The sequence below is a fragment of the Caldibacillus thermoamylovorans genome, from assembly GCF_000751775.1.
In the GTDB taxonomy this organism is placed as follows: Bacteria; Bacillota; Bacilli; order Bacillales; family Caldibacillaceae; genus Caldifermentibacillus; species Caldifermentibacillus hisashii.
In genome coordinates, this window is the sequence record NZ_CCRF01000081.1 from 1 (window position 1) to 21,736 (window position 21,736).

Annotated in this window: 23 protein-coding genes and 1 pseudogene; 12 read left to right on the forward strand and 12 right to left on the reverse strand. The window is 35.8% G+C overall.

The window, feature by feature from the left end; translation table 11 throughout:
• Positions 1-218: 218 nt before the first annotated feature.
• The 3 genes from BT1A1_RS13890 to BT1A1_RS19110 form a co-directional block, all read right to left on the reverse strand.
• Positions 219-710 carry a GNAT family N-acetyltransferase gene (locus BT1A1_RS13890; protein ID WP_034772327.1) on the reverse strand — a complete coding sequence of 164 codons (492 nt, stop codon included), beginning with the start codon at positions 708-710 and terminating at the stop codon, positions 219-221.
• A 95-nt stretch (positions 711-805) separates the two neighbouring features.
• On the reverse strand, positions 806-1,087 hold the full coding sequence (locus BT1A1_RS13895) for a hypothetical protein (RefSeq protein ID WP_156103247.1): 282 nt from the start codon (positions 1,085-1,087) through the stop codon (positions 806-808).
• A gap of 5 nt (positions 1,088-1,092) precedes the next feature.
• Positions 1,093-1,257 (reverse strand): hypothetical protein, encoded by a 165-nt coding sequence (locus tag BT1A1_RS19110; RefSeq protein ID WP_162835741.1) that lies wholly within the window; start codon positions 1,255-1,257, stop codon positions 1,093-1,095.
• A 343-nt stretch (positions 1,258-1,600) separates the two neighbouring features.
• Here BT1A1_RS19110 and BT1A1_RS13900 point away from each other — a divergent pair, with 343 nt between their 5' ends.
• The 3 genes from BT1A1_RS13900 to BT1A1_RS13910 are packed head-to-tail and all read left to right on the forward strand — an operon-like array spanning position 1,601 to position 3,621.
• Positions 1,601-1,975 (forward strand): GntR family transcriptional regulator, encoded by a 375-nt coding sequence (locus BT1A1_RS13900; RefSeq protein WP_034772329.1) that lies wholly within the window; start codon positions 1,601-1,603, stop codon positions 1,973-1,975.
• Positions 1,972-2,844: an ATP-binding cassette domain-containing protein gene (locus tag BT1A1_RS13905; RefSeq protein WP_034772331.1), complete on the forward strand. Its 873-nt coding sequence runs from the start codon at positions 1,972-1,974 to the stop codon at positions 2,842-2,844. The genes BT1A1_RS13900 and BT1A1_RS13905 overlap by 4 nt, the downstream gene beginning before the upstream one ends.
• Positions 2,845-3,621 carry a hypothetical protein gene (locus tag BT1A1_RS13910; RefSeq protein ID WP_034772333.1) on the forward strand — a complete coding sequence of 259 codons (777 nt, stop codon included), beginning with the start codon at positions 2,845-2,847 and terminating at the stop codon, positions 3,619-3,621.
• Positions 3,622-3,766: 145 nt separating this feature from the next.
• Here the strand turns inward: BT1A1_RS13910 and BT1A1_RS13915 are convergent.
• Positions 3,767-4,401 (reverse strand): annotated as a pseudogene (locus BT1A1_RS13915) (LysE family translocator).
• A gap of 293 nt (positions 4,402-4,694) precedes the next feature.
• Between BT1A1_RS13915 and BT1A1_RS13925 the strand changes: the two are divergent.
• From BT1A1_RS13925 to BT1A1_RS13940, 4 genes are all read left to right on the forward strand, one after another.
• Positions 4,695-6,149 (forward strand): MocR-like pyridoxine biosynthesis transcription factor PdxR, encoded by a 1,455-nt coding sequence (locus BT1A1_RS13925; protein ID WP_034772337.1) that lies wholly within the window; start codon positions 4,695-4,697, stop codon positions 6,147-6,149.
• Between the two features lie 279 nt (positions 6,150-6,428).
• On the forward strand, positions 6,429-6,746 hold the full coding sequence (locus BT1A1_RS13930) for a DUF6442 family protein (RefSeq protein WP_034772338.1): 318 nt from the start codon (positions 6,429-6,431) through the stop codon (positions 6,744-6,746).
• A 5-nt stretch (positions 6,747-6,751) separates the two neighbouring features.
• Positions 6,752-6,961 (forward strand): helix-turn-helix transcriptional regulator, encoded by a 210-nt coding sequence (locus BT1A1_RS13935; protein ID WP_034772340.1) that lies wholly within the window; start codon positions 6,752-6,754, stop codon positions 6,959-6,961.
• Between the two features lie 1,024 nt (positions 6,962-7,985).
• A complete protein-coding gene (locus BT1A1_RS13940) occupies positions 7,986-8,861 on the forward strand; it encodes a DMT family transporter (protein ID WP_034772342.1) in 876 nt (291 codons plus the stop codon).
• A 159-nt stretch (positions 8,862-9,020) separates the two neighbouring features.
• Here the strand turns inward: BT1A1_RS13940 and BT1A1_RS13945 are convergent, their stop codons facing one another.
• From BT1A1_RS13945 to BT1A1_RS13975, 8 genes are all read right to left on the reverse strand, one after another.
• Positions 9,021-10,157, reverse strand: a complete 1,137-nt coding sequence (locus BT1A1_RS13945) for an ABC transporter permease (protein WP_051989151.1) — start codon at positions 10,155-10,157, stop codon at positions 9,021-9,023.
• Positions 10,158-10,215: 58 nt separating this feature from the next.
• Positions 10,216-10,389 (reverse strand): response regulator, encoded by a 174-nt coding sequence (locus tag BT1A1_RS18775; RefSeq protein ID WP_141227971.1) that lies wholly within the window; start codon positions 10,387-10,389, stop codon positions 10,216-10,218.
• A 142-nt stretch (positions 10,390-10,531) separates the two neighbouring features.
• Positions 10,532-11,149: an NUDIX hydrolase gene (locus tag BT1A1_RS13950; RefSeq protein WP_034772343.1), complete on the reverse strand. Its 618-nt coding sequence runs from the start codon at positions 11,147-11,149 to the stop codon at positions 10,532-10,534.
• Positions 11,150-11,225: 76 nt separating this feature from the next.
• The gene (locus tag BT1A1_RS13955; protein WP_034772392.1) at positions 11,226-11,513 is read right to left on the reverse strand and encodes a nucleotidyltransferase domain-containing protein; all 288 of its coding nucleotides are present in this window, start codon (positions 11,511-11,513) and stop codon (positions 11,226-11,228) included.
• Positions 11,500-11,958, reverse strand: coding sequence for an HI0074 family nucleotidyltransferase substrate-binding subunit (locus tag BT1A1_RS13960; RefSeq protein ID WP_034772345.1), 459 nt, complete (start codon positions 11,956-11,958; stop codon positions 11,500-11,502). Before BT1A1_RS13960 ends, BT1A1_RS13955 begins: the two co-directional genes overlap by 14 nt.
• A 194-nt stretch (positions 11,959-12,152) precedes the next feature.
• Complete coding sequence (locus BT1A1_RS13965) at positions 12,153-12,641, reverse strand: hypothetical protein (RefSeq protein WP_034772348.1); 489 nt, start codon at positions 12,639-12,641, stop codon at positions 12,153-12,155.
• A 98-nt stretch (positions 12,642-12,739) separates the two neighbouring features.
• Positions 12,740-13,501, reverse strand: coding sequence for an HAD-IIB family hydrolase (locus BT1A1_RS13970; RefSeq protein WP_034772350.1), 762 nt, complete (start codon positions 13,499-13,501; stop codon positions 12,740-12,742).
• A gap of 298 nt (positions 13,502-13,799) precedes the next feature.
• Positions 13,800-14,255, reverse strand: coding sequence for a hypothetical protein (locus BT1A1_RS13975; protein WP_034772351.1), 456 nt, complete (start codon positions 14,253-14,255; stop codon positions 13,800-13,802).
• Between the two features lie 465 nt (positions 14,256-14,720).
• Here BT1A1_RS13975 and BT1A1_RS13980 point away from each other — a divergent pair, with 465 nt between their 5' ends.
• The 5 genes from BT1A1_RS13980 to BT1A1_RS14000 all read left to right on the forward strand — a co-directional run bounded on the left by BT1A1_RS13980 (position 14,721) and on the right by BT1A1_RS14000 (position 21,487).
• On the forward strand, positions 14,721-15,392 hold the full coding sequence (locus tag BT1A1_RS13980) for a response regulator transcription factor (RefSeq protein ID WP_034772353.1): 672 nt from the start codon (positions 14,721-14,723) through the stop codon (positions 15,390-15,392).
• Between the two features lies 1 nt (position 15,393).
• Complete coding sequence (locus BT1A1_RS13985) at positions 15,394-16,395, forward strand: sensor histidine kinase (protein WP_034772355.1); 1,002 nt, start codon at positions 15,394-15,396, stop codon at positions 16,393-16,395.
• Positions 16,396-16,628: 233 nt separating this feature from the next.
• Complete coding sequence (locus BT1A1_RS13990) at positions 16,629-17,396, forward strand: ABC transporter ATP-binding protein (protein WP_034772358.1); 768 nt, start codon at positions 16,629-16,631, stop codon at positions 17,394-17,396.
• Entirely contained in the window at positions 17,389-19,365 is a 1,977-nt protein-coding gene (locus BT1A1_RS13995) for an FtsX-like permease family protein (protein WP_034772361.1), read from the forward strand. The genes BT1A1_RS13990 and BT1A1_RS13995 overlap by 8 nt, the downstream gene beginning before the upstream one ends.
• A gap of 373 nt (positions 19,366-19,738) precedes the next feature.
• Positions 19,739-21,487 carry a methyl-accepting chemotaxis protein gene (locus BT1A1_RS14000; protein WP_034772363.1) on the forward strand — a complete coding sequence of 583 codons (1,749 nt, stop codon included), beginning with the start codon at positions 19,739-19,741 and terminating at the stop codon, positions 21,485-21,487.
• Positions 21,488-21,736 lie beyond the last annotated feature (249 nt).

The window sequence follows — 21,736 nt, forward strand, 5'->3', positions numbered from 1 at the left end:
ATGAAACAAGATATAACAGAAATGAAACAGGAGCAGCAACAAATTAAATTAGCCGTTCTTGAAACGAATGAACGGACAAAGGAAATTGCAGCGAAACAAGATGAACATGAGCAACTCATTCATTTATTAGGAATGAGATCCCTTAAACAGGAAGCAGAATTAAATCGGATGAAGTAATCGTCATTTGACGGTTTTTTTTGTAGTTTTTATAGAGTTAATTATAAACCCATATACAAAATCTCCCCTGGTAGGCCATCAATTTCACATAACTTTTCTGATTGGAAGCCGCTGTTAATTAATATTTTTCTAGAAGGAATATTTTTCGGATCGATTATGGCGGTTAACCTTTCTATGAAGTTATTTTTCGCTTTTTCGATTAATATTTTGGCAATCTCAGATCCGTAGCCTTTCCCCCAATGTTCCGGAAGCAGCATATAGCCGAGTTCCGCTTCAGAGGTTTTTTCTTCATTTAAAATTAAACTTCCCAGCCCGATGAATTCATTTACATTGTTACTTGAATGGTAAACTTTAAAAGTACCAAATTGGTCAAATTTCTCATTTCTCCGTAATACCTTTGCAAAATTAACATATGCTTCTTCCAATGGAATCGATCGTTCCGTAATCATCGCCATCACTGCTTCATTTGACACAAGCCTAAAATAATCATGAAAATCTGTCGCCATGAACTTTCTCAAAATTAGGTTATACACTCCGGGCCCCCCTTATATTTTTACAACCATAATCATACCATTTAAAATAGACCTTATCAAAATGTTAGAGCATCTGCTTTCTTTTTAATAAAAATTTAGCCAATAAGACCTTTTATCAGTTCCGATAATCGGATCATTCCCTTTTCAAGATCTGCCAATGAGGCATAGGAATAAGACAACCGAAGATGCACTTGATCATTTTTGTCATAGATACTTCCGGGATTAATTAAAATGCCTTCCTGAAGGGCTAAATCAAATAGTTTTCTTGTGGATATACCGTCCCGCAATTCAAGCCAAATATAAAATCCGCCGGCAGGGATATTCCATGATGCAATGTCAGAAAAATACTTCGCTAATAATGCCAGTGCAAGATCCATGGTTCCTACTTATTCAGTTTTTTCAGCAGCTCAATTATTTCTTCGTTTTGCTTGACCTGAATCTCACTGTTGATTTTAATTTCGCGAATCCAAATTAACATAAAAGCAATGACGACCGGTATTACGATATACTTAATCACAAATGCAAAAGTCCCAAAAATACTTATCATCATATTCCACCCTTTCATTTATTTTTACACAACTTCAACCTTTTGAAAATTAACGCCCAATCCTTTTCAGCATTCTAGTATAGAACCTTATCATTGATGGAACCAAACAAAACTCCTACCTTATATGAAAAATACGAATGACCAATAACAAAGTTTCACAACATGTTTAAAAAGTTTGTTATAACATTTTGAAAAAGAGCTTTTAGGTACAAACCATTTTTTATTAAATTTATTGACAGAAAATTATTTTCCATATATACTTATATACATAGGTATATAACTATATTAGCAGTAAACTAATCATGGCATTGAAAAATCCCGGCAATTTAAGGTGGTGAAATGGGTGAATAACTTAGATAACAATAAGCCGATTTATTTACAAATACGGGAAAAAATTGAAGATCAAATCGTAACCGGCTTGCTGAAAGAAGGAGATCAAGCACCTTCTACAAATCAGCTTGTGAATTTTTATAAAGTCAATCATGTTACGGTAGCAAAAGGTGTTAACCAGTTAGTGGATGAAGGAATCCTTTTTAAAAAGAGGGGTGTAGGGATGTTTGTTGCTGAAGGAGCGAAAGAAAAATTGATTCAACAACGGAAGGAAAAATTTATCGAAGACCATTTAATTAAATTAGTTGAAGAAGCTAATATTTTAGGAATTACCGAAGATGAGTTAATTGATTTAATAAAAAGAGTGAAGGGAAGGGGAATGAAGTGAACAAATTTATAGAGGTTAATAACCTATGCCTTTCATACAAAAACCAGCAAGTCATAAAAAATATCTCATTTTCATTAGAACAAGGGAAAATATATGGGTTAATAGGACGGAATGGAGCGGGAAAAACCTCGCTTTTATCACTGCTTGCCTCTTTTAACCAACCGACAGCCGGGACAATTAAAATTGATGGCGAGGTTCCGTTTGAAAATGCACGGATTATGCAAGAGGTTGCCTTTATTTATGATCGTGACTTTAAAGATGAGAGCAGTCCAGTAAAAGAAATGTTTGATACATTAAAACGTTATCGACCAAATTTTGATGAAGAATATGCAAAATATTTATTGGACCGTTTTGAACTACCGTTAAAAAAACCGGTTAATAAATTATCAAAAGGAAAGAAAGCGGCCTTAAATGTGACAATAGGGCTTTCCAGTCGGGCGCCAATTACGATATTTGACGAAGCTTATTTAGGAATGGATGCGCCAACAAGGACATTTTTTTACAAAGAATTATTAGAAGACCAAGCAAGGTATCCGAGAACGTTTATTTTATCTACTCATCTTGTGTCGGAAATGGATTATTTATTTGAAGAAGTCCTCATTATTCATCGTGGTGAGCTTGTTTTTCATGATGATTTTGAAACTTTAATATCAAGGGGAGCTGCCATTACGGGGGATTTTTCTAAAGTAGATCAATTTGTCCAAGGAAAGAAGAAATTAAGTGAACAAACTTTAGGGCGGACAAAATCTGTTATGATATACGGAAATTTAACGGAAGAGGAAAAGGAAAAAGCTCGTTCCATTGGTTTGGATATCGGACCGGTAAATTTACAAGATTTATTTATTTATCTAACGGAGGAGGGGAAATAAATGAAGAAAAAATCAATTCGAACGAAACTTGCTATCGATTTATTTACACTGCAAGGAAAATGGACAGTATGGTTTCTTAAAATCATGTTTGTCGTTTATATCGCTCATATTCTTTATCCATTAATACATAATGGGGAATCGGTAAGAGCGGTAGATGATTTTTATGCGAGAAGTTACATTTTCGGTAATATTTATATGTTAGTTATCGGGATTATCACGTCAATCAGTTGTCTTCCCTATTACGTTCAAAATGGGATTACGAGAAGGGACTATTTTTTCGGTGCAACGATAGGTACATTAGGATTAGCCATTATTATTCCACTCGTTGCATTAATCATTCATTTTCTTACAAAGGGAATGATTGATTGGACAAACTTGCCGATTGACTTAAAAGGACTAACGGAAGCCAGCGCTGCAGAAGAAGATCCATTCATTGCTCAAATGATTTTGGCAGTGATTTATGCACCATCTGTGGTAGAAATAAGTGGTTTATCAATTCTAGTATTTACGGTAAATCTATTCTTTTATTATGTAATCGGTTGGATGATTGGGGCAGGGTTTTATCGATTTGGTGGCATAAAAGGTATGATGTTTATTGTCCTTGCCCTTGCGATTTTCTTAATAAATTCCGGTATTTGGGGAAACCCTGTACCCGCTTGGCTGCCAATTCCGGATTTAACCCTGTCCTTCTATGCAATCATTGGTACAGTTTCACTAATTTTCATTGTACTTGGAATTATTAGGCTGGTAACAAGAAATATGCGAATCAAATTATAAGTGATATTGCTTGAAGGTACGTACCTGTTTCCCATGATTCAAAAGATGTCCCTTTCCCTTTAGTCGCTTAGAACCGCTAGCATTTTCGCCATTTTTGGCGTTAACGCTAGCGGTTCTTTCCATCAATTTATGATCATAGAACTTTCTATCCTATCTCAAAGACACTTTTAAAAAATTCAACAGCAAAATAAACGGCAAAACCAATTAACAGAAACCCAGCGGTAACAGAAATCCACTTTATGATCGTCCGATTTAAGAAGACTCGTGTTTTTGCGATAATCGTCATTAAGATTAAATCATGCATTAAGATACCTGCCAAAATTCCAGCTGCGACCACAAAAAACCGGAATTTCCAGTTGACTTAAAAGAGTTTGCCAATACGGTTCCAAAAACTCCAAGCCAAAATACGACACTTCCCGGTGAGATGGCAACAACAAATCCGTTTAAATAGGATGACTTTAATGATTTCTCCGGTTTCTCATGTCCCAAGTGAATGTCTTTTTCAGCATTTTTTATACTGTCCCACCCGATAAAAAATAAAAAGAGACTTCCTATTAGCCACATCAAGCTTTGGACAACAGGCAAGGATAAAATTGGTGCAAGCCCAAAATACAGTAACATAATTAATATAAAATCGACCGTCATCCCGCCCAAACCGACAAACCAACCATGCAAAAAGCCATTTTTTAACCCCTGCTTTGTCATTTCAATCGTAATCGCTCCAACGGGCAAAGCAATGGATAACCCTAAAAATACATATGTAAAGAAAAGAGAAACCATGATTTTCCTCCTTGTTAGTGGATTTCAAATGATATTAAGAAAGCTGTGAAGAAGGGGTTCCCCTTGCTAATTGATGTCATACTGCTTCCATTTCAATTGTTTGGCCCCCATTTTATAAAAAAACCTTTGTGCGACATATCTATATCAAGGCAAAATAATGTCATAAAGCCACAAGCTTTCTCATTTCATCCACCCCTTTATCATGTTATAATCTATCATAATCACAAATTGACCCTAGTAAAAGGGACAATTTTTTATAATTATATAGGGACAGATATTTTGGAGGGATCAAAATGTTTGAAATAACCCCGAATTTGAATCCAAATGACCAAACACCACTTTACATACAGCTTTACCAATACTTATTAAAAGAAATTGAAACAGGAAGAATCCCTCAAGGAACACGATTGCCGTCCATCCGCAAATTGGCCGACCATTTGGGAATTGGCAAAAATACGGTTGACGCCGCTTACCAACAACTGATTGCAGAAGGGTTTATCCTTAGTAAACCGAAAAGTGGGTTGTACGTCGCCGAATTTGATGAACAATTTTTTACGCCATCCCAAGATTCCGGCTCCCAATTTTCTTGTTTGGAAGCAGTTCAACCTTTGGAATCAAATTACCCCTTTGATTTTCGACACGGACACATCGACAAAGATCATTTTCCAGTTACCATTTGGAGGAAATTAACCAATCAAGTCTTGTATGATCAAGCAATTTTTTCATATGGAGACAGACAAGGCGAACCTGAACTGCGGGTGGAATTAGCAAAATATTTGTACCAATCAAGGGGTGTTTCCTGTTTACCGGAGCAAATTATTATTGGCGGCGGCATCCAGCAACTACTCAGCTTACTTTGTTTCATAATCAAATTAGAGAATCCGGAATGTGATGGTAAGAAGTCCGGTCAACAGCAATTAAACCATTATGGAAATGTTGCAGTTGAAAATCCGGGATATGATGGTGCAAGAGAAGTTTTTCGTCAGCACGGTTTTTCAATCATACCAATAGAACTAAATACTGGTGGAATAGATTTAAAAAAATTAGCTAAAAGCAATGCCCGTATCGTTTATGTTACGCCATCCCATCAATTTCCAATGGGAATGATTATGCCGATTGCGAATCGAATGAAACTAATCCAATGGGCCGACCGCGTAGACGGATACATCATTGAAGATGATTATGACAGTGAGTTTCGATATAAAGGTAAACCCATTCCTACTTTGCAAGGAATTGACTCGTTTGGTAAGGTCATTTATTTGGGAACTTTTTCTAAAGCATTATTACCTTCCATTCGATTGGCATATATGGTTTTACCGGAGCAACTTCTCAAAAGCTTTCAAACAAATTTTCAATCCTATGAGCAACCTGTTTCGAAAATTTTGCAAAAAACGGTTGCCTTATTTATGCAAGAAGGTTATTGGCAAAAACATTTGCGAAGAATGAGGCATATTTACCAGAAAAAGCATGAAACCTTGCACCAGTCCATTCGCAAATTTATGGGCGAAAATGTAAAGATCATTGGCGAGGAATCCGGCCTACATTTACTCATAGAAGTGAAAAATGGGGATACCGAGGATACGTTAATTGAAAAAGCAAAATCCTCGGGGGTAAAGATATATCCGACAGCTAAGTACTGGATGAATCAAAATCAGGCAAAAGACCCTCTATTATTGGTCGGGTTCGGCGGTTTAAGTGAAACAGAAATTACCGAGGGAATCAGGCGATTGAGTGAGTCTTGGTTTTAGGAAGAAAATTGCATGGAACCCACTTAAGTGGCGAAAAAAACCGGTCGTCAAAAAGAAGGTGTTCTGTTGCAAAGCCGCCATGACCACGTTCATTAGTCCAAGCGCCTGCCAAAAAATGAACCGACAGTTTTTTTACCGTGTTTTATTTACTGTTATGTCGGTTTTATGACAAGTTTTATAGATGATATGTAAAGTTTTATATTCTTTTTGACAAGTTTTATTTGCATTTTTTTAATTTTATGTAGTATACTTTATTCATAAAAGAAAGGTGGAGTTGTCATGGAAAAAGAAGAAATTTTAGAAAAAAGCCGACGAGAAAATCGTGATATGGATGAAAGAGAACAGAAAATTGATGATGATTCTGTCTATCATGGAATGTTGGGGATTTTTGTATTAGTATTTTTCTACCTTTTCTTTAAAATGTTCACGAATCAACCCGTAACAGATATGCTCTCAATTTTGACAGCCAATCTAACAATTACTTCTTATTACAAGTATAAAAAAATACCAGACAAAAAGTTTTTTCTAATTAATACAATAATCGGAGCTATCTTAACAGTCGGATTCATCATCACTTATGTAATTGGGGTGATTTAAAAGAAATGAATGAACATTTGGTTTTAAAGAATAGGTTAAGAGTTGCAAGAGCAGAAAAAAAATTATCGCAAGGAGATTTGGCTAAGATGGTCGGTGTATCTCGGCAAACCATTAGTGCAATCGAAACCGGTCAATTTAATCCCACAGCAAAATTAGCGCTAATCTTATGTATTGCACTGGATAAAAAATTTGAAGACCTGTTTTATTTTGATTAGTAATATAAAAGACGATTGGCACTTAAAAGATTATTTTTCTAAAAAACTCACAAAACGGGCATTTTATTGGACAGTTTTGAATGATTGACTTTATATTTTGTCCATTAGGGCCGGTCTATTGGACAGTTTTTGCTTGTTGACTTCAAGTTTTGTCCATTAGGGCCGGTCTATTGGACAGTTTTTGCTGGTTGACTTCAAGTTTTGTCCATTAGGGCCGGTCTATTGGACAGTTTTTGCTGGTTGACTTCAAGTTTTGTCCATTAGAGCCCGTCTATTGGACAGTTTTTGCTGGTTGACTTCAAGTTTTGTCCATTAGAACCGGTATATTAGACAGTTTTTGCTGGTTAACCTTGCATTTTGTCCATTAGAACCAGTTTATTGGACAATTTTGAATGCTTGACTTTATTTTTTGTCCATTAGAGCCGGTTTTTTGGACAGTTTTAACTGGTTGGCTTCTTATTTTGTCCATTAGAGCCCGTCTATTGGACAGTTTTATCTGCTTGACCTCATATTTTGTCCATTAGAGCCGGTTTAGACGAGAGCTGAGCCGTAGTCAGCGAAAATACATTTTCGCTTGCGAGGTAATGCTACCGAAGCTTCTCTAGTTCACCGGAAAAATATAAAATTTTTTCGGCTGCGATGTATTCCCGCGAAGATTTCCTTGTGCACTTATGCGTTGGGAAAGTAGAAATTGAAAAATTTATACTTTCCTGCTATTAGCTAACAAAAAATTCGAATTTTCCTTTATAATAAAATGTATATTATCGGAATGGTTAGCCCAAATAGTTTCGATTGCTAAAAAACTTTAGCAAAGAGCACAACATTATGTTTCTAGCAAATAATTAATGCCATCTTTTTTGGTGCTAATCTTGTCTTTAGATGAACCGGGGGTGATTTCGAATGTATTGTACTCCATTATTTGAAAATGACGTACCAAAAGGACCCTTCTGCTCTTAATGGGGGAAGGTGACTGTTCTCTCCGTTAGGGGCATTCGACCTAAAGAAAAAACGGAGGGTACAATAAATGAAAAATACTTTATTAGGTTCATTATATTTAATACTCGCATCAAGTATATGGGGCGGTATGTACGTTGTTGTTAAAGTTGTCGTATCGGTTATACCGCCACTGGAACTTGTGTGGATGCGCTATGTTGTGGCGATTTTCGCATTACTCGTGATTGGTTTCATCACTCGACAAAACTGGCGTATTGAGAAACGTTATGTTTTCATCATTATAGCCATTGGAATCATTGGTAATGCCATTTCCATCGTTACGCAGGAAACGGGTACAATGTTATCTTCAGCACAAATGGGAGCGATTATTACTTCATCAACGCCGGCATTTATGGTTGTATTTGCTCGTTTCATCCTAAAAGAAAAGTTAACGTTAAAAAAGGGACTTTCTGTTTGTTTAGCGACCATTGGAGTTTTTCTCATTGTTGGAATTGGAAATATGGATTTGTCCAGCAAACTTGGCGGCCTTTCCTTGGTTACTGCTGCTTTAACATGGGCATTGATGTCTGTACTGGTAAAACTTTTACCGAGTGCTTATTCTCAAATTGTCGTAACGACCTATTCCATCATGGTAGCGCTAACCGTATTGACCCCTTTTGTTTTGCCACGGTTACACAAGATTCCTTTTTCTGAGTTGACTCAACCGACAATTTGGGGCGGAGTCTTGTATTTGGGTATTATCTCAACGGCATGTGGATTTCTTTTTTGGAATCGTGGATTACAAATGCTTAACGCCTCAAGCGGGGGAATCTTTTTCTTTTTTCAGCCCGTGGTAGGAGCATTACTTGGATGGCTGATTCTTGGAGAAAGCTTAGGTATCATGTTTTGGATCGGATCCATCCTCATTTTCATTGGTGTTTTATTCGTCATCTTTGAGAAAAATTAGCATGCAAAAACCCCTTCGCCCGCTTCTGAAGGGGTTTTTTAGTCAGCATTTTAAATTCAGCGTTTTGAGGGTTTTTAATCAGTATGTTAAAAATAAATCCGTCATACTTAAACAAATACGTATGATTAAAAAACAAGAATGCTAAGTCATTGTATTCATTTAAATATTTTCTTGTTTGAGATCATCAATAATGTTTTCCTTTTTCACCTTACTGCTGGAATAAAGCATGGTCACTCCAACGATGATAAATACTCCCAAAACCGTTACGAGAAGACTGACCCAGGGCAAATTAAATCGATACGCAAAACTGTTACTAAACGATCTATACATGAGATACATAATTACCAAACTAATGGGTAATCCATATAATAAAGCCTTCATCCCATAAAAGATGCTCTCATAATTTAACATCTTATTAAATCCTTTTGGTGTCATACCTACCGATTTCAACATGGCAAATTCTCGTTTTCTTAATGCTATGCTGGTAGAGATTGTATTAAAAATATTTGCTACGGAAACTGCCGAGATTAGTAATACAAAACCATATACAAATACCTGAATGATTCTACTCATCTGTTCATCCTGAATACGAGAATGATACACATTATATATACTTGGCTGAATGGAAAGATTCATTTCATCAACTTGTTCTTCTGTTTTTATTGGATCTTTACTGTTTAAATATAGATAGTAGTAAGATTCATCAATAATATTTTGGTGTTCAGCAAGTAATTTGTTTAAAGTATCCTCTGAAACAACGACATGAATTTCTCCGGGGGATATCATTTTTCTTAACCCCATTGGTTGTTTATCCGTCAATGCAACAATTTCAACTTTATTTACATCCTTTATCTTCCCGGTATCCAAATCCTCGTATTGCAAATCTAATAAATCACCGACTTCAACATTTACGGCTTTCTCTTTCACATACTGCTTTTTTTCGATATCCTGATAATTATTTTTATTAATAACAATCGCCGGCAATTTATTTTCTTGATTCAACAAATCATCATTAACACCAATTTGCTCAGCATAAGCTTGTAAACTCGATTGATCCAAAGCATGAAGGATTACTTGAAACTTTATTTTTCCATTTTCTGAATGAATGACATAATTGCGAACACTATCTGGAACTTTTGCTTCGTCAATTTGCGAAACAAAGGTAAAATCTTGCATTATGATACGTTCTGTAACGCCATCCAGTTCTGTTATTTTTTCGAAGGCTTGTTTTGCTTCACTGCCATAATGTCCATTGAACAGTACACTCATATCATAATCCGGACCATCTTGAGTCATTGAAAAAGATTCTTGCATCGTTTTTGTAAAATACGAGACCGATAAAAACAGAACAATACTAATCACTAATGAAATGACTGTAGCTTAAATCAAACTGTTCTAAATTCAGTTCAATCAGTGTTTCTGCAGATTGGAAATCACTGCATATTATTGTCTCATATTGTTCTTGTTGCAAGGTATACTCAAGCCCGGCAGCAATTGTATGATCATCTTCAACGATAAGAATTTTCATCTGAACATCTTCCTTATTCATTCTCTAATTTCATAATCTCACTTTTCCAATATTAAACATTCAATCTTTAATTAGCGAAGAACGAAGAACCTAATTTCTTAGTGCCTCTTTGTTAAAAATATCTCATTAACAGTATTTCTAATCAATCAAAATAAACAGGTTCCTGAGGATTATTAACTTGCCGGAATAGCATCTCAATTTGGGATCTTGTGTTTCGACCTTCAGACAATTTTGGTAACTCATTCTCGGCAAAAAAGCCAACAGCAGTTGTTTCAATTCCCGTTTGAGGTCCGCCCCCAATAATTTCACATTGGATAAATATTTTGTAAACATGATAGGGGGACGGGGGATGGGGATGACACTTTTTATCAAGTACCCCTAACAGCTTGACCGGTTTTACATCAAACCCCGATTCTTCCTTCACTTCTTTTATAGCAACTTCACTTGGTGTTAATCCAATATCTGCCCAGCCCCCGGGCAAAGACCAACTATCATCACTGTTTTCCTTAACTAGCAAAATTTTATTATCCTCGAAAATTACTGCTCGTATATCCACTTTAGGCGTTGGATAACCCGTTTCATTTGCAAAGAGATTTTTCAATACGGACTGGTCCACTTTCGTATATTGTGACATAATTTCCATACTGATTTCTCGGATTTGTTCAAATCTTTCTAAGTCATATACATCTCTTGAATAGGTTAATCCTGCCTGTGCAATTGATTGCAGTTCTTTCGCCCATTCGAGCCATTTCGGTTCCATAGAACATTTTCCCTTCTTTTTGTTTTATCGATGAAACGTGATACTATCAGCGAACAAAGTCCTTTAATATAAGCTATTATTTTTCATAAATTACCTTGCCGTCACGTTCAATTTGTTGCTTAATTTCCGTATTTAAAGAATCGCAAAAAAGCACATCACAGGAATAAATACCTACAAGATCATCAATATCACGAATCACCTTTCCCTTTTTCGTTCCTGAATAATCAATGCATAAGTCAATATCAGAATTGAATTTTGCCGTATTTTTAGCACGTGAGCCAAATAAAATGACCTTTCGAATTTCAGTGTCACTTTGAAAATAGGTCATAAGACGCTCAAATACTCGTTCACTAATTCCATACATCATTGTCAATCACTTCTTCTTTAATTTTTTGAAGCAATGCTTCGAGTTGATAAACGTATTCATTGACAATTTTCTGCATAATTTTTTCGTAGTCATCTTCATTATAGACATGTGCAGTTGCATTTCGTGAACTTAAGATATCATCCCATATATCAATTTGTTCAATCCATCCCTCAATAAACGCTTGTCGATAGCACGCTCTCGGACTATTCAACTCCAAACCGGATGCCTTAAAAATTTTAGACAACAGTTTCCAAAGCTGATCTTCAAGAATTTCATATTTTTTTACAATCGAATCTCTGTACACTTCTTTCAATAATTCATTCCCGGGTGGAATTATTTGTTGGGAGGCTGAAATCACATTTTTTAAATGTAATAATAATCGAAATGCATATTGGTACGACAACGTGATGGACTCCTTATATTTAGCAAATAAGTCATTCATGAGAACCCTCTCCTTAACCATTTGTTTATTTCCATTTCCTCAACTTAGGTAAAAAATAGCAATAGTCATATGTATTATTATACATGTTTATCATACGTTTACATATACAGGCTGATTGATGGTTATTAATATAAAAACTTACCAAAATGAATTGTCGATAGCCAATAAGTCTTTCTACATGCTCATGTCAATTATCATAAATTCTCTATCTCACATTCCTTCAAATGCTGCCATTGAATTCCGATATGACCGATTCCAAGAATAATAATAGAGATAATAAGCCAAATCACCTTCCAATAAATCCCCAGCAGCAGAAATGCCAATACCGGTAAAAGGGCTCCTGGAACCGGGATTCCAAAGAGGCTTCCATAAAAATCTTTTAGCGTATGTTTACTTTTAAAATACCGTATCCAGAAAACTCCATAAATTATCATCAAAATAAAAGATATAATTAGCCATAAACTCCAATGGGAAAATGGTTTCAGATTAAAGTCATTGAAAATTAAAACCACGCAGGAAACAGCCACCTGTCCAACACGTTCCAGCCACAATAATATCTTATTTTCATTCGAGACGATATTCTGGTAATTTACAGGTTTAAACTTTGTCCAGAGAATATTCGGAATGAACAGCATCAATAGATAAATAAAACCCACATATGAAAATCCAAAGTGTCCGAACACGGTAGCGTCCTCCAATAATTCTTTTTAAATTGAGTTCACATTCTTGTATACCACTTTGATAAACATTTTTTATCAAAATTAACAAGAAATCTTATCTATTAATGAAAAAATCTCGCCAATTCTTCCACTTTCTCGGTTATATCTTTTTCTATGTCATCATGAATGGGTAACTGTTCCTCTGCAAACGGCTTAAGCTTGGAATGGTCTCCAATCATCACCGAATGTTTTGCATGTTGAAACATGGATACATCATTAGCATCATTACCAAATGCAATATATTCTCCTTCGATAACGCCTAACTGCTGTAATCCTGACCATTTATTAATTCCTTTTGGACTGATGTCTAGCACCCCTTCATTGCCATGGACGTTAACGACCACATCCAGTTTGGCAAGGTCCTGTTCTAATAGACCAATATTTTTGGAAGTAAGCATGAGTATTTTTACAATTGGGTTTAGTTCAGTTAATGGTCTATTAATTGCAAGTTTTTGCGGATCAAGATTATGTAAAATGGGATGATCTGCCGGTCCTGTATAGGCATAATCCCAAGAACTATCGATTAAATAGGTAACCTCATATAACTCTATTAATCTTTTAATTTTTAAAAGCGTTTTGGTGTCGAAATGTACGGTTGAAATAATTTCACCATGATTTGCAACAATTGCCCCGTTTCCACCAATCATTGGATAAGTATGAAACCTTTTATCAAGCACGGGAAGTAAATCACGAATCGGCCTTGCAGAAGCGAAAATCACTTGATGTCCTTGTGTTTCCAATTTTTCTAGCGATTTCAGGATTCTTTCTGAAACGGGTTGACCTTTAAAACAAATCGTACCATCCAAATCAAATACAAATTTCAAGAAGACCACTCCTAGTAAGTTTTCCTTGGCTAATAGGAAAGTAAAAATTTTTCAATTTCTACTTTCCTAACGCATAAGTGCTCTTGCGGCTCTGTCGTCGCCTAAAGGATCGGCAATTGCCGAGTTTTCTTTATCATTATTATAGTACTTTATTATGGGACATTTCAAATGGTTTTGTTTCATACACGGCTTATCGATCGTTTCTATAGGGCAACTCTCCTCCTTACTGGACATTTATACATAAACGAACAAAAAACCCAGCCATTTTAAGACTGGGCTTTGCAAATCATTTTTTATATTATACAGGTACAGTGTTTAGTTCCTTTAAGGAATAATGATTTAATATAATCCCTTTTGTTATTAAGAAACGTTCGAATAGTTCATCCATATAGTTATTAAAGGCTTCTTTTTGAGCATGATTAGAGTGAATCATTAATTCCATATGGTAAGGTTTATAACTGGTTATCCCCCCATCTTGTCCAGTTTCAACCATATATTTCAAAATGTTATAGCCATCCTGTTCAAGTTGGGAATTCAGTTTATTCATATATTCTTTAAAAGCGATAAGATTTTGGTCCTTTGCTTGAAAGTCAAGAACTAAAGCATAGTCTTCTTCAGCGTTTGGATTAAGCTGTTTCTCATGATAGTCGGTTTCTGCGTTGTTCCCCTCAAACCATAAATCACAACTGGGACAATAATAAGCATCATCGATAAAACGATAATACATTTCGTGTTTACAGACAGAACATTTCATACCGGCACATCCCTTTTCTTTTAGATATCACCCCTATTATAAAGGAGAAAGCGTAGTATGAATCTTACAATTCTGTTACGGTTTTCACAAACATAAATTTTAAGCAGTTCACTACAATACAGCCCAATTTATATGTTAATATCCTAAGAACAAAGTATCACTTTAAACATTAATCAAACAAATATGAATCCAGTTAGAAGGAAGGTTTTTCACTCCGATAATCGTTAGTTAAACCAGTTACTTTTTTCGGATAACTGCATCCTCCCTCAACAAAACAGAATGGTAATTTCCTATTTGCCTACTTATGACAGACTATTATAAGATAAAATTAACTAGTAAAGGTAGTGAGCATATTTTTGACAGAGCAATACATACACAAATTGATTGTAGACAACGTTTGTTTCAATAATATAATTGTCAAAATTTTTGCACACAACAACATAATGAACGAATGGAGCATGTATCATGTACAAAATATTAATTGTTGAAGATGATATGGTGATTGCGAAAACGGTAAAAACGCATCTTGAATCATGGGGTTATGAGGTTGAGTATATTACTGATTTTCAAAATGTCATGTCTCATTTTGTTTCGTATGATCCGCAGTTGGTTTTATTGGATATCTCCCTCCCTTTTGTGAATGGGTTCACCTTATGTAATGAAATTCGGAAATTGTCCAAAGTTCCGATTATTTTTATCTCTTCCGCTTCCGATAATATGAATATTGTCATGGCGATTAGTATGGGAGGGGATGATTTTATTGCCAAACCATTCGACCTGACCATTCTCACATCAAAAGTACAGGCATTGCTTCGGCGTACGTATGATTTTACCGGACAAACAAATTTATTAGAGCATCGTGGGGCGATTGTAAACACAAATGACGCCACATTAACCTATAATGGCCAAAAAATTGATTTAACGAAAAACGACCAAAAAATTTTGCATGTTCTTCTTGAAAATAAAGGGAAAACCGTTTCAAGAGATGTCTTGATGACTCGGCTATGGGAAACGGACAGCTTCATCGATGACAATACATTAACAGTAAATATTAATCGGCTTCGTAAAAAATTAGAAGCGATCGGGCTCCATGATTTTATAAAAACAAAGAAAGGACTCGGCTATTTGGTGGACTGATATGAAGAATCATAGAGAAAATCTGCTGCTGCTATATTTACATAAAAATTGGAGACCGCTCGTATTGTCCACCCTTTTTGTCTTATGCTTTACCATTGTTTTTTCGCTTAGTCATCTGCCCCTTGCCCCGATTCTTTACGCCGTCCTTTTATGTCTATATATCGGTCTCATCTTTTTTATTGTTGATTTTTTAAAATTTATCAAGCGGTACAAAATGCTAAAAATTGCACACAAAACGATAACGGTGCAAATCAACCAATTACCTGTTCCTCAAAATGCGATTGAACGTCAATATCAAGAACTACTTCAAATTTTATATAAACATAAAAATGAATTAACCATTCAAGCCGACAATAAGCAAAAAGATTTAGTTGACTATTTTACCCAATGGACCCATCAAATCAAAACACCCATTGCGGCGATGCGGCTGCTTCTCCAATCGGACCAAACCGAGCAAAATTCCGAGTTGGAAATGGAATTGATGAAAATTGAGCAATATGTTGAATTTGTTCTGCAATATCTTCGTTTAGAAAATATGTCCAATGATCTTGTTTTAAAAAAATATGATTTGGATGGGATTATTAAGCAAGCGATCCGGAAAAATGCCAAATTATTCATTCGCAAAAAAATTAGCCTCAACTATGCCGGCGTTAATTTTACAGTGTTAACGGATGAGAAATGGCTGCTCTTCGTCATTGAACAAATTCTCTCCAACGCATTAAAGTATACAAAGGAAGGTTCGATTTCGATTTATACGAAGGGAAAAAGGCTGATTATTGAAGATACCGGCATTGGTATACGAGCGGAAGATTTGCCGCGAGTTTTTGAGAAAGGCTTTACCGGATACAACGGACGAGCCTTTAAACAATCGACCGGGATCGGCTTGTATCTTTGCAAACAAATTCTAGCAAAGTTGTCACATGATATATCCATCCAATCCGAAGTTGGAAAAGGAACTAAGGTCATTATTGATTTAGAGATGAAGGAAATCGGGGTGGAATAAGTCCTCCCTATGAGTCTGTCCGATGAAGGCCACAACCGGTATAGCATGTATCAATCGTCCGATTAGCGATACATTTATTCAAGTCTATGCGGTGGTTCATGGACAGTCTTCGTTTTTTTCACCTTACAAAAATGTAAGAATGAAGGCGAATCTGTAAGCAAAAGTTATGTCTGAACTGGTGGAATCATTGCTATACTGAACATGTTAATTTCGATAGAGACGGAGGAATTTGCATGACATTACTTGAGGTAAAAAATCTTAAAAAAATATACACAACCCGGTTCGGCGGCAATCAAGTTCAGGCACTCACAGATGTCAGTTTTTCAATAGAGGAAGGCGAATATGTTGCCATTATGGGCGAATCCGGTTCCGGAAAAACGACACTGTTAAATATTTTGGCCGCACTTGATAAGCCGACAAGCGGAGAAGTTTTACTTGAAGGAAATAATATTGTTTTGATAAATGAAAAGGAAATATCCGCTTTTCGTCGGCAAAATCTCGGCTTTGTTTTCCAAGACTTTAACTTACTCGATACGTTTTCATTACAAGATAATATCTTTTTACCCCTAGTTTTATCCGGAAAAGCGTATCAAGAAATGAACAGTCGATTACAGCCGCTCGCTGAAAAGTTGCGAATTAAAGACATTTTAACAAAATATCCTTATGAAGTTTCCGGCGGTCAAAAACAACGGGCGGCAGTTGCGAGAGCCCTGATTACCAATCCAAAGCTTGTGCTTGCCGATGAACCGACCGGTGCGTTGGATTCGCGCTCGTCTGATGATTTGCTGCAAATTTTTTCGCAAATTAACCAAGAAGGACAAACGATTCTTATGGTTACCCATAGTACAAAAGCCGCCAGCCATGCCAGTCGCGTCCTGTTTATCAAAGATGGGGTGGTATTCCATCAAATCTATAAAGGATCTTTATCTACTGAGGAGATGTATCAGAAAATTTCCGATACGTTAAATATCATTGCAACGGGCGGTGCGAGAAATGAGTAAATTTTTCTACGCAAAGCTGGCCATGACGAATATTAACAAAAATCGAAAAACCTATATACCATATATTCTCACGTGCATCAGTACCATCGCCATGTTTTATATGATGCATTTTATTTCCGGAAACCCGGGTCTGAAAAAAATGTCCGGTGGGGAATCTCTGATTATGATGTTAAATCTGGGTAACTATGTCATCGGGATTTTTTCAGTTATTTTCCTATTTTATACAAACAGCTTTTTAATCAAACGGCGAAAAAAGGAATTTGGACTATTTAACATTCTTGGAATGGAAAAGAAGCACATCATCACAATTATTGTTTGGGAAACCTTCTTTGTCACTGTTATTAGTCTTTTTATTGGATTAATAAGTGGAGCCGTCATAGGTAAATTAATGTTTTTACTCTTAAATAATATTTTACATTTTGCAGTGCCGTTCACATATTTTGTTTCGATAAAATCAATGGGAATGACTGCTGTTCTTTTTATTGGTATCTTTGTCCTTACACTGTTGAACAATTTACGACAAATTCATTTGGCCAAACCGATTGAATTGTTGCGCGGCGGACAAGTCGGTGAACGAGAGCCAAAGACGAAATGGTTTCTTGTCTTAATCGGCGTGGCAACACTTGCTTATGGCTACTATATCGCACTTGTTACCGAATCACCATTAGCTGCGATCAATAAATTTTTCTTAGCCGTCCTGCTCGTTATTGTCGGGACATATGCCTTGTTTACAGCCGGGACTATTGCTCTGTTAAAATTATTGCGGAAAAATAAAGGGTTCTATTATCAAACAAAGCATTTCATCAGTGTTTCCGGTATGATTTATCGAATGAAGCAAAATGCAGTTGGTCTGGCTAATATTTGTATTTTATCCACAATGGTATTGGTCATGTTATCGACAACCGTATCTCTTTACATTGGAATGGAAGATGTATTGAAGACCCGGTATCCGAAAGAAATTGATGTAACAGCCAATAATCTTTCAAAAGAAGCGTCACAATCCGTGGAAAAAATGATCAAGGAGGAAGCGGAAAAATACCAAGTCAAATTAAAAGATCCGGTGTCTTATCGCTCGGCGTCATTTCCTGCAATCAGAAAAGGAAATACGTTTACAACAAACGAAGATACCTTGAAATCATTTACAGATATTTCCATGATTGAACTAATCCCGCTTGATGAGTTCAACCAATTGGAGAAGCAATCCGTTACCTTGGAAGATAATGAAGTACTACTTTACACGCTTAAAGGTAAGCCAATTAAACATTCAATTATAATCGCAGGACAAAATTTTCAAATTAAGCAACAGTTGAAAGACTTAACAATTATTGGCGATGCTTCTGCCATGATGACAGATAGTTATTTTGTCGTTGTAAAAGACGAAGATACCATTAAATCTTTGTATCCTACTGAAGAACTGGATGCTGTTGAATGGAAAGATTTATCCTATTTTTACGGCTTTGATGTAGATGGGAACGTAAATGAGGAAATTGCTTTGACAAAGGCATTGGCTAAAAAATTGAATGAAGCTTCCATCGACGGTCAGGCAGAAGGTCGCGAAGAAGCGAAAGAATCTTTTTACTCCATTTATGGCGGCCTGTTTTTCCTTGGTCTATTCCTCGGTACATTGTTCATCATGGCAACCGTCTTGATCATGTACTATAAACAAATATCAGAAGGCTACGATGACAAAGAACGATTTGCAATTATGCAGAAAGTTGGCTTAAGTAAAGAAGAAATTAAAAAATCGATCAAGAGTCAAGTACTGATTGTCTTCTTCCTGCCGCTTGTCGCAGCTGTTATTCACATTGCTTTTGCCTTTAAAGTCATCACCAAATTATTGGCGCTGTTTAACTTAACAAATATTGGGCTGTTTGCCATCTGTACAGCCGCAACCATTCTCGTCTTTGCCATGTTTTATGCTTTGGTTTATTCATTAACGGCAAGGGAATATTATAAGATTGTCAGTTAACAATGGATTTTCATTAAAAAAACTCGGTGATTGCCGAGTTTTTTTATTCTATGAAAAAGATATTTACAGCAAGTACCGGGTTCTCTTTTAAGAGTATAAAGCAGTACAAAGCTTATCCATGATTTTCAATAGCACTCTACGGTAAAAAAAAAATACGATACCAAAAATTAGTGTTTTTTAATTGTTTTTCTACTTCAATAATATACGTCGATGTCGATATTAATTATATGGAAAAAATATGTTATTCGTATCTCAATATATACAGTTACAATAACCCGACTTCCGGTTATTAGTTTACTCCGCCTAGCCAACCTATATTTGTGATATATTTAACAAACTAACGTTTAAAAATAATAATTGAGGTGTAAATTAAGTGAAGAACAGCATATCCTTTAAAATCATGTTAATTATCGTACTTATTGTTGCCTTAACAGGTATGACAGTTGGTGGAACGGGATACTTCATCGCAAAAAAACAATTAACCAATGAAGGTAGAAACCAGTTGAAACAAATTGTCGACAATTCAATTGTCCTGTTAAATGAGTTAAATTCACAGGTGGAGAATAATGAGCTAACACTGGATGAAGCAAAAGAAAAGGCACGTGTTTTATTATTAGGGCCAAAGTTACCTAACAATAAGGGCTACGATATCTCGAAATCCTCCTTCTCTTATAATAATTCGGGCTATTTATCTGCCTATGGTCCAGACTATTCTTCTCAATTACATCCGACCAATCCGGTAGGTTTAATTCCTGATGATACAACGAATCGAAAAGGAATGGTAAAAGCCGCAAAATCTAATAACCCTGAAAAACATTACTTTGTTTTTCAAGATGTAATAGATGAGAAAACAGGTAAGAAGGGAAATAAAGTTTCCTATATGGAAAATTTTGAACCTTGGGATTGGAGCATAGGGATTATTGTTGTAGAGAGAGAATTTTACAAAGACCTCTATGTCGTCCGTACATATATTATATTAATTACAGTTTCAATTGCTTTATTAAGTATTTTTCTGTTTTACTTTGCTAGCAGGAAAAAACTTCATCTACTAAAAGCTATTACTAACGCTTCATTAAATATTTCTGAAGGTAATCTGGCAATTGCCCGTCTTCCTGAGTCAAATGATGAAATCGGTCAATTAGGATACGCCTATAACAAGATGGCCAATCAATTAAAACAACTCATTAGTCGTTTACAAAATACAAGTAATCAACTTCTTGAATCTGCTAGTGACCTCTCCGCAGTCTCTGAGGAAACAACAGCAACGAGCCAGGAAATTGGGTCTACCATTTCTGAAATTTCTTCCGGAGCAACTGCGCAATCAAACGATCTCAACGGTATTGATAAAAGTGTTGTTTTACTTAATCAATCGATTTCAAAGATTCATGAACATAATAACTCAATTAATGAGATGGCAAATAATTCGGAAACAGCAACATTACGAGGGAACAAAATCGTTAAAAAGTTAAAAGAAACAAATTCAATTGCTGTTCATGCTTCCGCCGAGGCAAGTAAAGGCGTGACAAATCTCTCACACAAAATACAAGATATTTCTCATATTACCGATACCATTGAAGACATCGCATCAAAAACAAACTTGCTTGCCCTTAATGCAAGTATTGAAGCAGCAAGAGCAGGAGATAATGGTAAAGGCTTTGCCGTCGTTGCAAATGAAGTAAGAAAATTAGCCGAACAATCAAATCAAGCAACAAAACAAATTCAAGAGATGATTTCATTGATTGAAGTAGAAACAGAAAAAACGGTGTTATTAATGGGAGAGTCAATTAACCAATCACAGGAATTGAGTAATTCCGTCAATGCAACCGAAAAGGAATTCTTCCAAATTTCTACCGCCATTTTACAAACAAAACAAGCTGTCGATTCACTAAGTCAAGAGCTTGAAAGTCTAACGAATCAAAGCGAAAACATTACCGATTCCATAAATAATGCAACAAGTGTAGCGGAACAGTCTGCCGCATCAGTAGAAGCAATTTCCACAGCTGTCGATGAACAAATCGTGGCCATTTCTAACATTGCCACATCAGCTGAAAAACTAAATAATTTAAGCTATGAAATGACTGAAATGATTCAACAATATTCCGTTAAACAAGAGATCGAATAAAATTTAGGGGTCTGTCTCTCAACTATGACTACTTTTATGCAGAGAGGAGCAGACCCCGTTATTCCTGAATTATGCCATTCATTCAACTATAATTTTTTTTACTCCTATACTCCCGATATTATGTTTCAATCCACACACTCACGAGGAGTGTGACCAAGGAGGAATAAACCATGGAAATCAATCATGGAGTTTCGCATCTGGTAAGCGTCAGAAGTGGCACTGAAGTAAAGACCTGTATCCAAAAACAAC

Coding starts and splice junctions, on each gene's coding strand:
- BT1A1_RS13895 (WP_156103247.1), bottom strand. CDS start 1,087: ATGGATCTTGCACTGGCATTATTAGCGAAGTATTTTTCTGACATTGCA.
- BT1A1_RS19110 (WP_162835741.1), bottom strand. CDS start 1,257: ATGATAAGTATTTTTGGGACTTTTGCATTTGTGATTAAGTATATCGTA.
- BT1A1_RS13910 (WP_034772333.1), top strand. CDS start 2,845: ATGAAGAAAAAATCAATTCGAACGAAACTTGCTATCGATTTATTTACA.
- BT1A1_RS13925 (WP_034772337.1), top strand. CDS start 4,695: ATGTTTGAAATAACCCCGAATTTGAATCCAAATGACCAAACACCACTT.
- BT1A1_RS13930 (WP_034772338.1), top strand. CDS start 6,429: ATGGAAAAAGAAGAAATTTTAGAAAAAAGCCGACGAGAAAATCGTGAT.
- BT1A1_RS13935 (WP_034772340.1), top strand. CDS start 6,752: ATGAATGAACATTTGGTTTTAAAGAATAGGTTAAGAGTTGCAAGAGCA.
- BT1A1_RS13940 (WP_034772342.1), top strand. CDS start 7,986: ATGAAAAATACTTTATTAGGTTCATTATATTTAATACTCGCATCAAGT.
- BT1A1_RS13945 (WP_051989151.1), bottom strand. CDS start 10,157: ATGACTCAAGATGGTCCGGATTATGATATGAGTGTACTGTTCAATGGA.
- BT1A1_RS18775 (WP_141227971.1), bottom strand. CDS start 10,389: ATGAAAATTCTTATCGTTGAAGATGATCATACAATTGCTGCCGGGCTT.
- BT1A1_RS13950 (WP_034772343.1), bottom strand. CDS start 11,149: ATGGAACCGAAATGGCTCGAATGGGCGAAAGAACTGCAATCAATTGCA.
- BT1A1_RS13955 (WP_034772392.1), bottom strand. CDS start 11,513: ATGTATGGAATTAGTGAACGAGTATTTGAGCGTCTTATGACCTATTTT.
- BT1A1_RS13960 (WP_034772345.1), bottom strand. CDS start 11,958: ATGAATGACTTATTTGCTAAATATAAGGAGTCCATCACGTTGTCGTAC.
- BT1A1_RS13975 (WP_034772351.1), bottom strand. CDS start 14,255: ATGAAATGTTCTGTCTGTAAACACGAAATGTATTATCGTTTTATCGAT.
- BT1A1_RS13980 (WP_034772353.1), top strand. CDS start 14,721: ATGTACAAAATATTAATTGTTGAAGATGATATGGTGATTGCGAAAACG.
- BT1A1_RS13985 (WP_034772355.1), top strand. CDS start 15,394: ATGAAGAATCATAGAGAAAATCTGCTGCTGCTATATTTACATAAAAAT.
- BT1A1_RS13990 (WP_034772358.1), top strand. CDS start 16,629: ATGACATTACTTGAGGTAAAAAATCTTAAAAAAATATACACAACCCGG.
- BT1A1_RS13995 (WP_034772361.1), top strand. CDS start 17,389: ATGAGTAAATTTTTCTACGCAAAGCTGGCCATGACGAATATTAACAAA.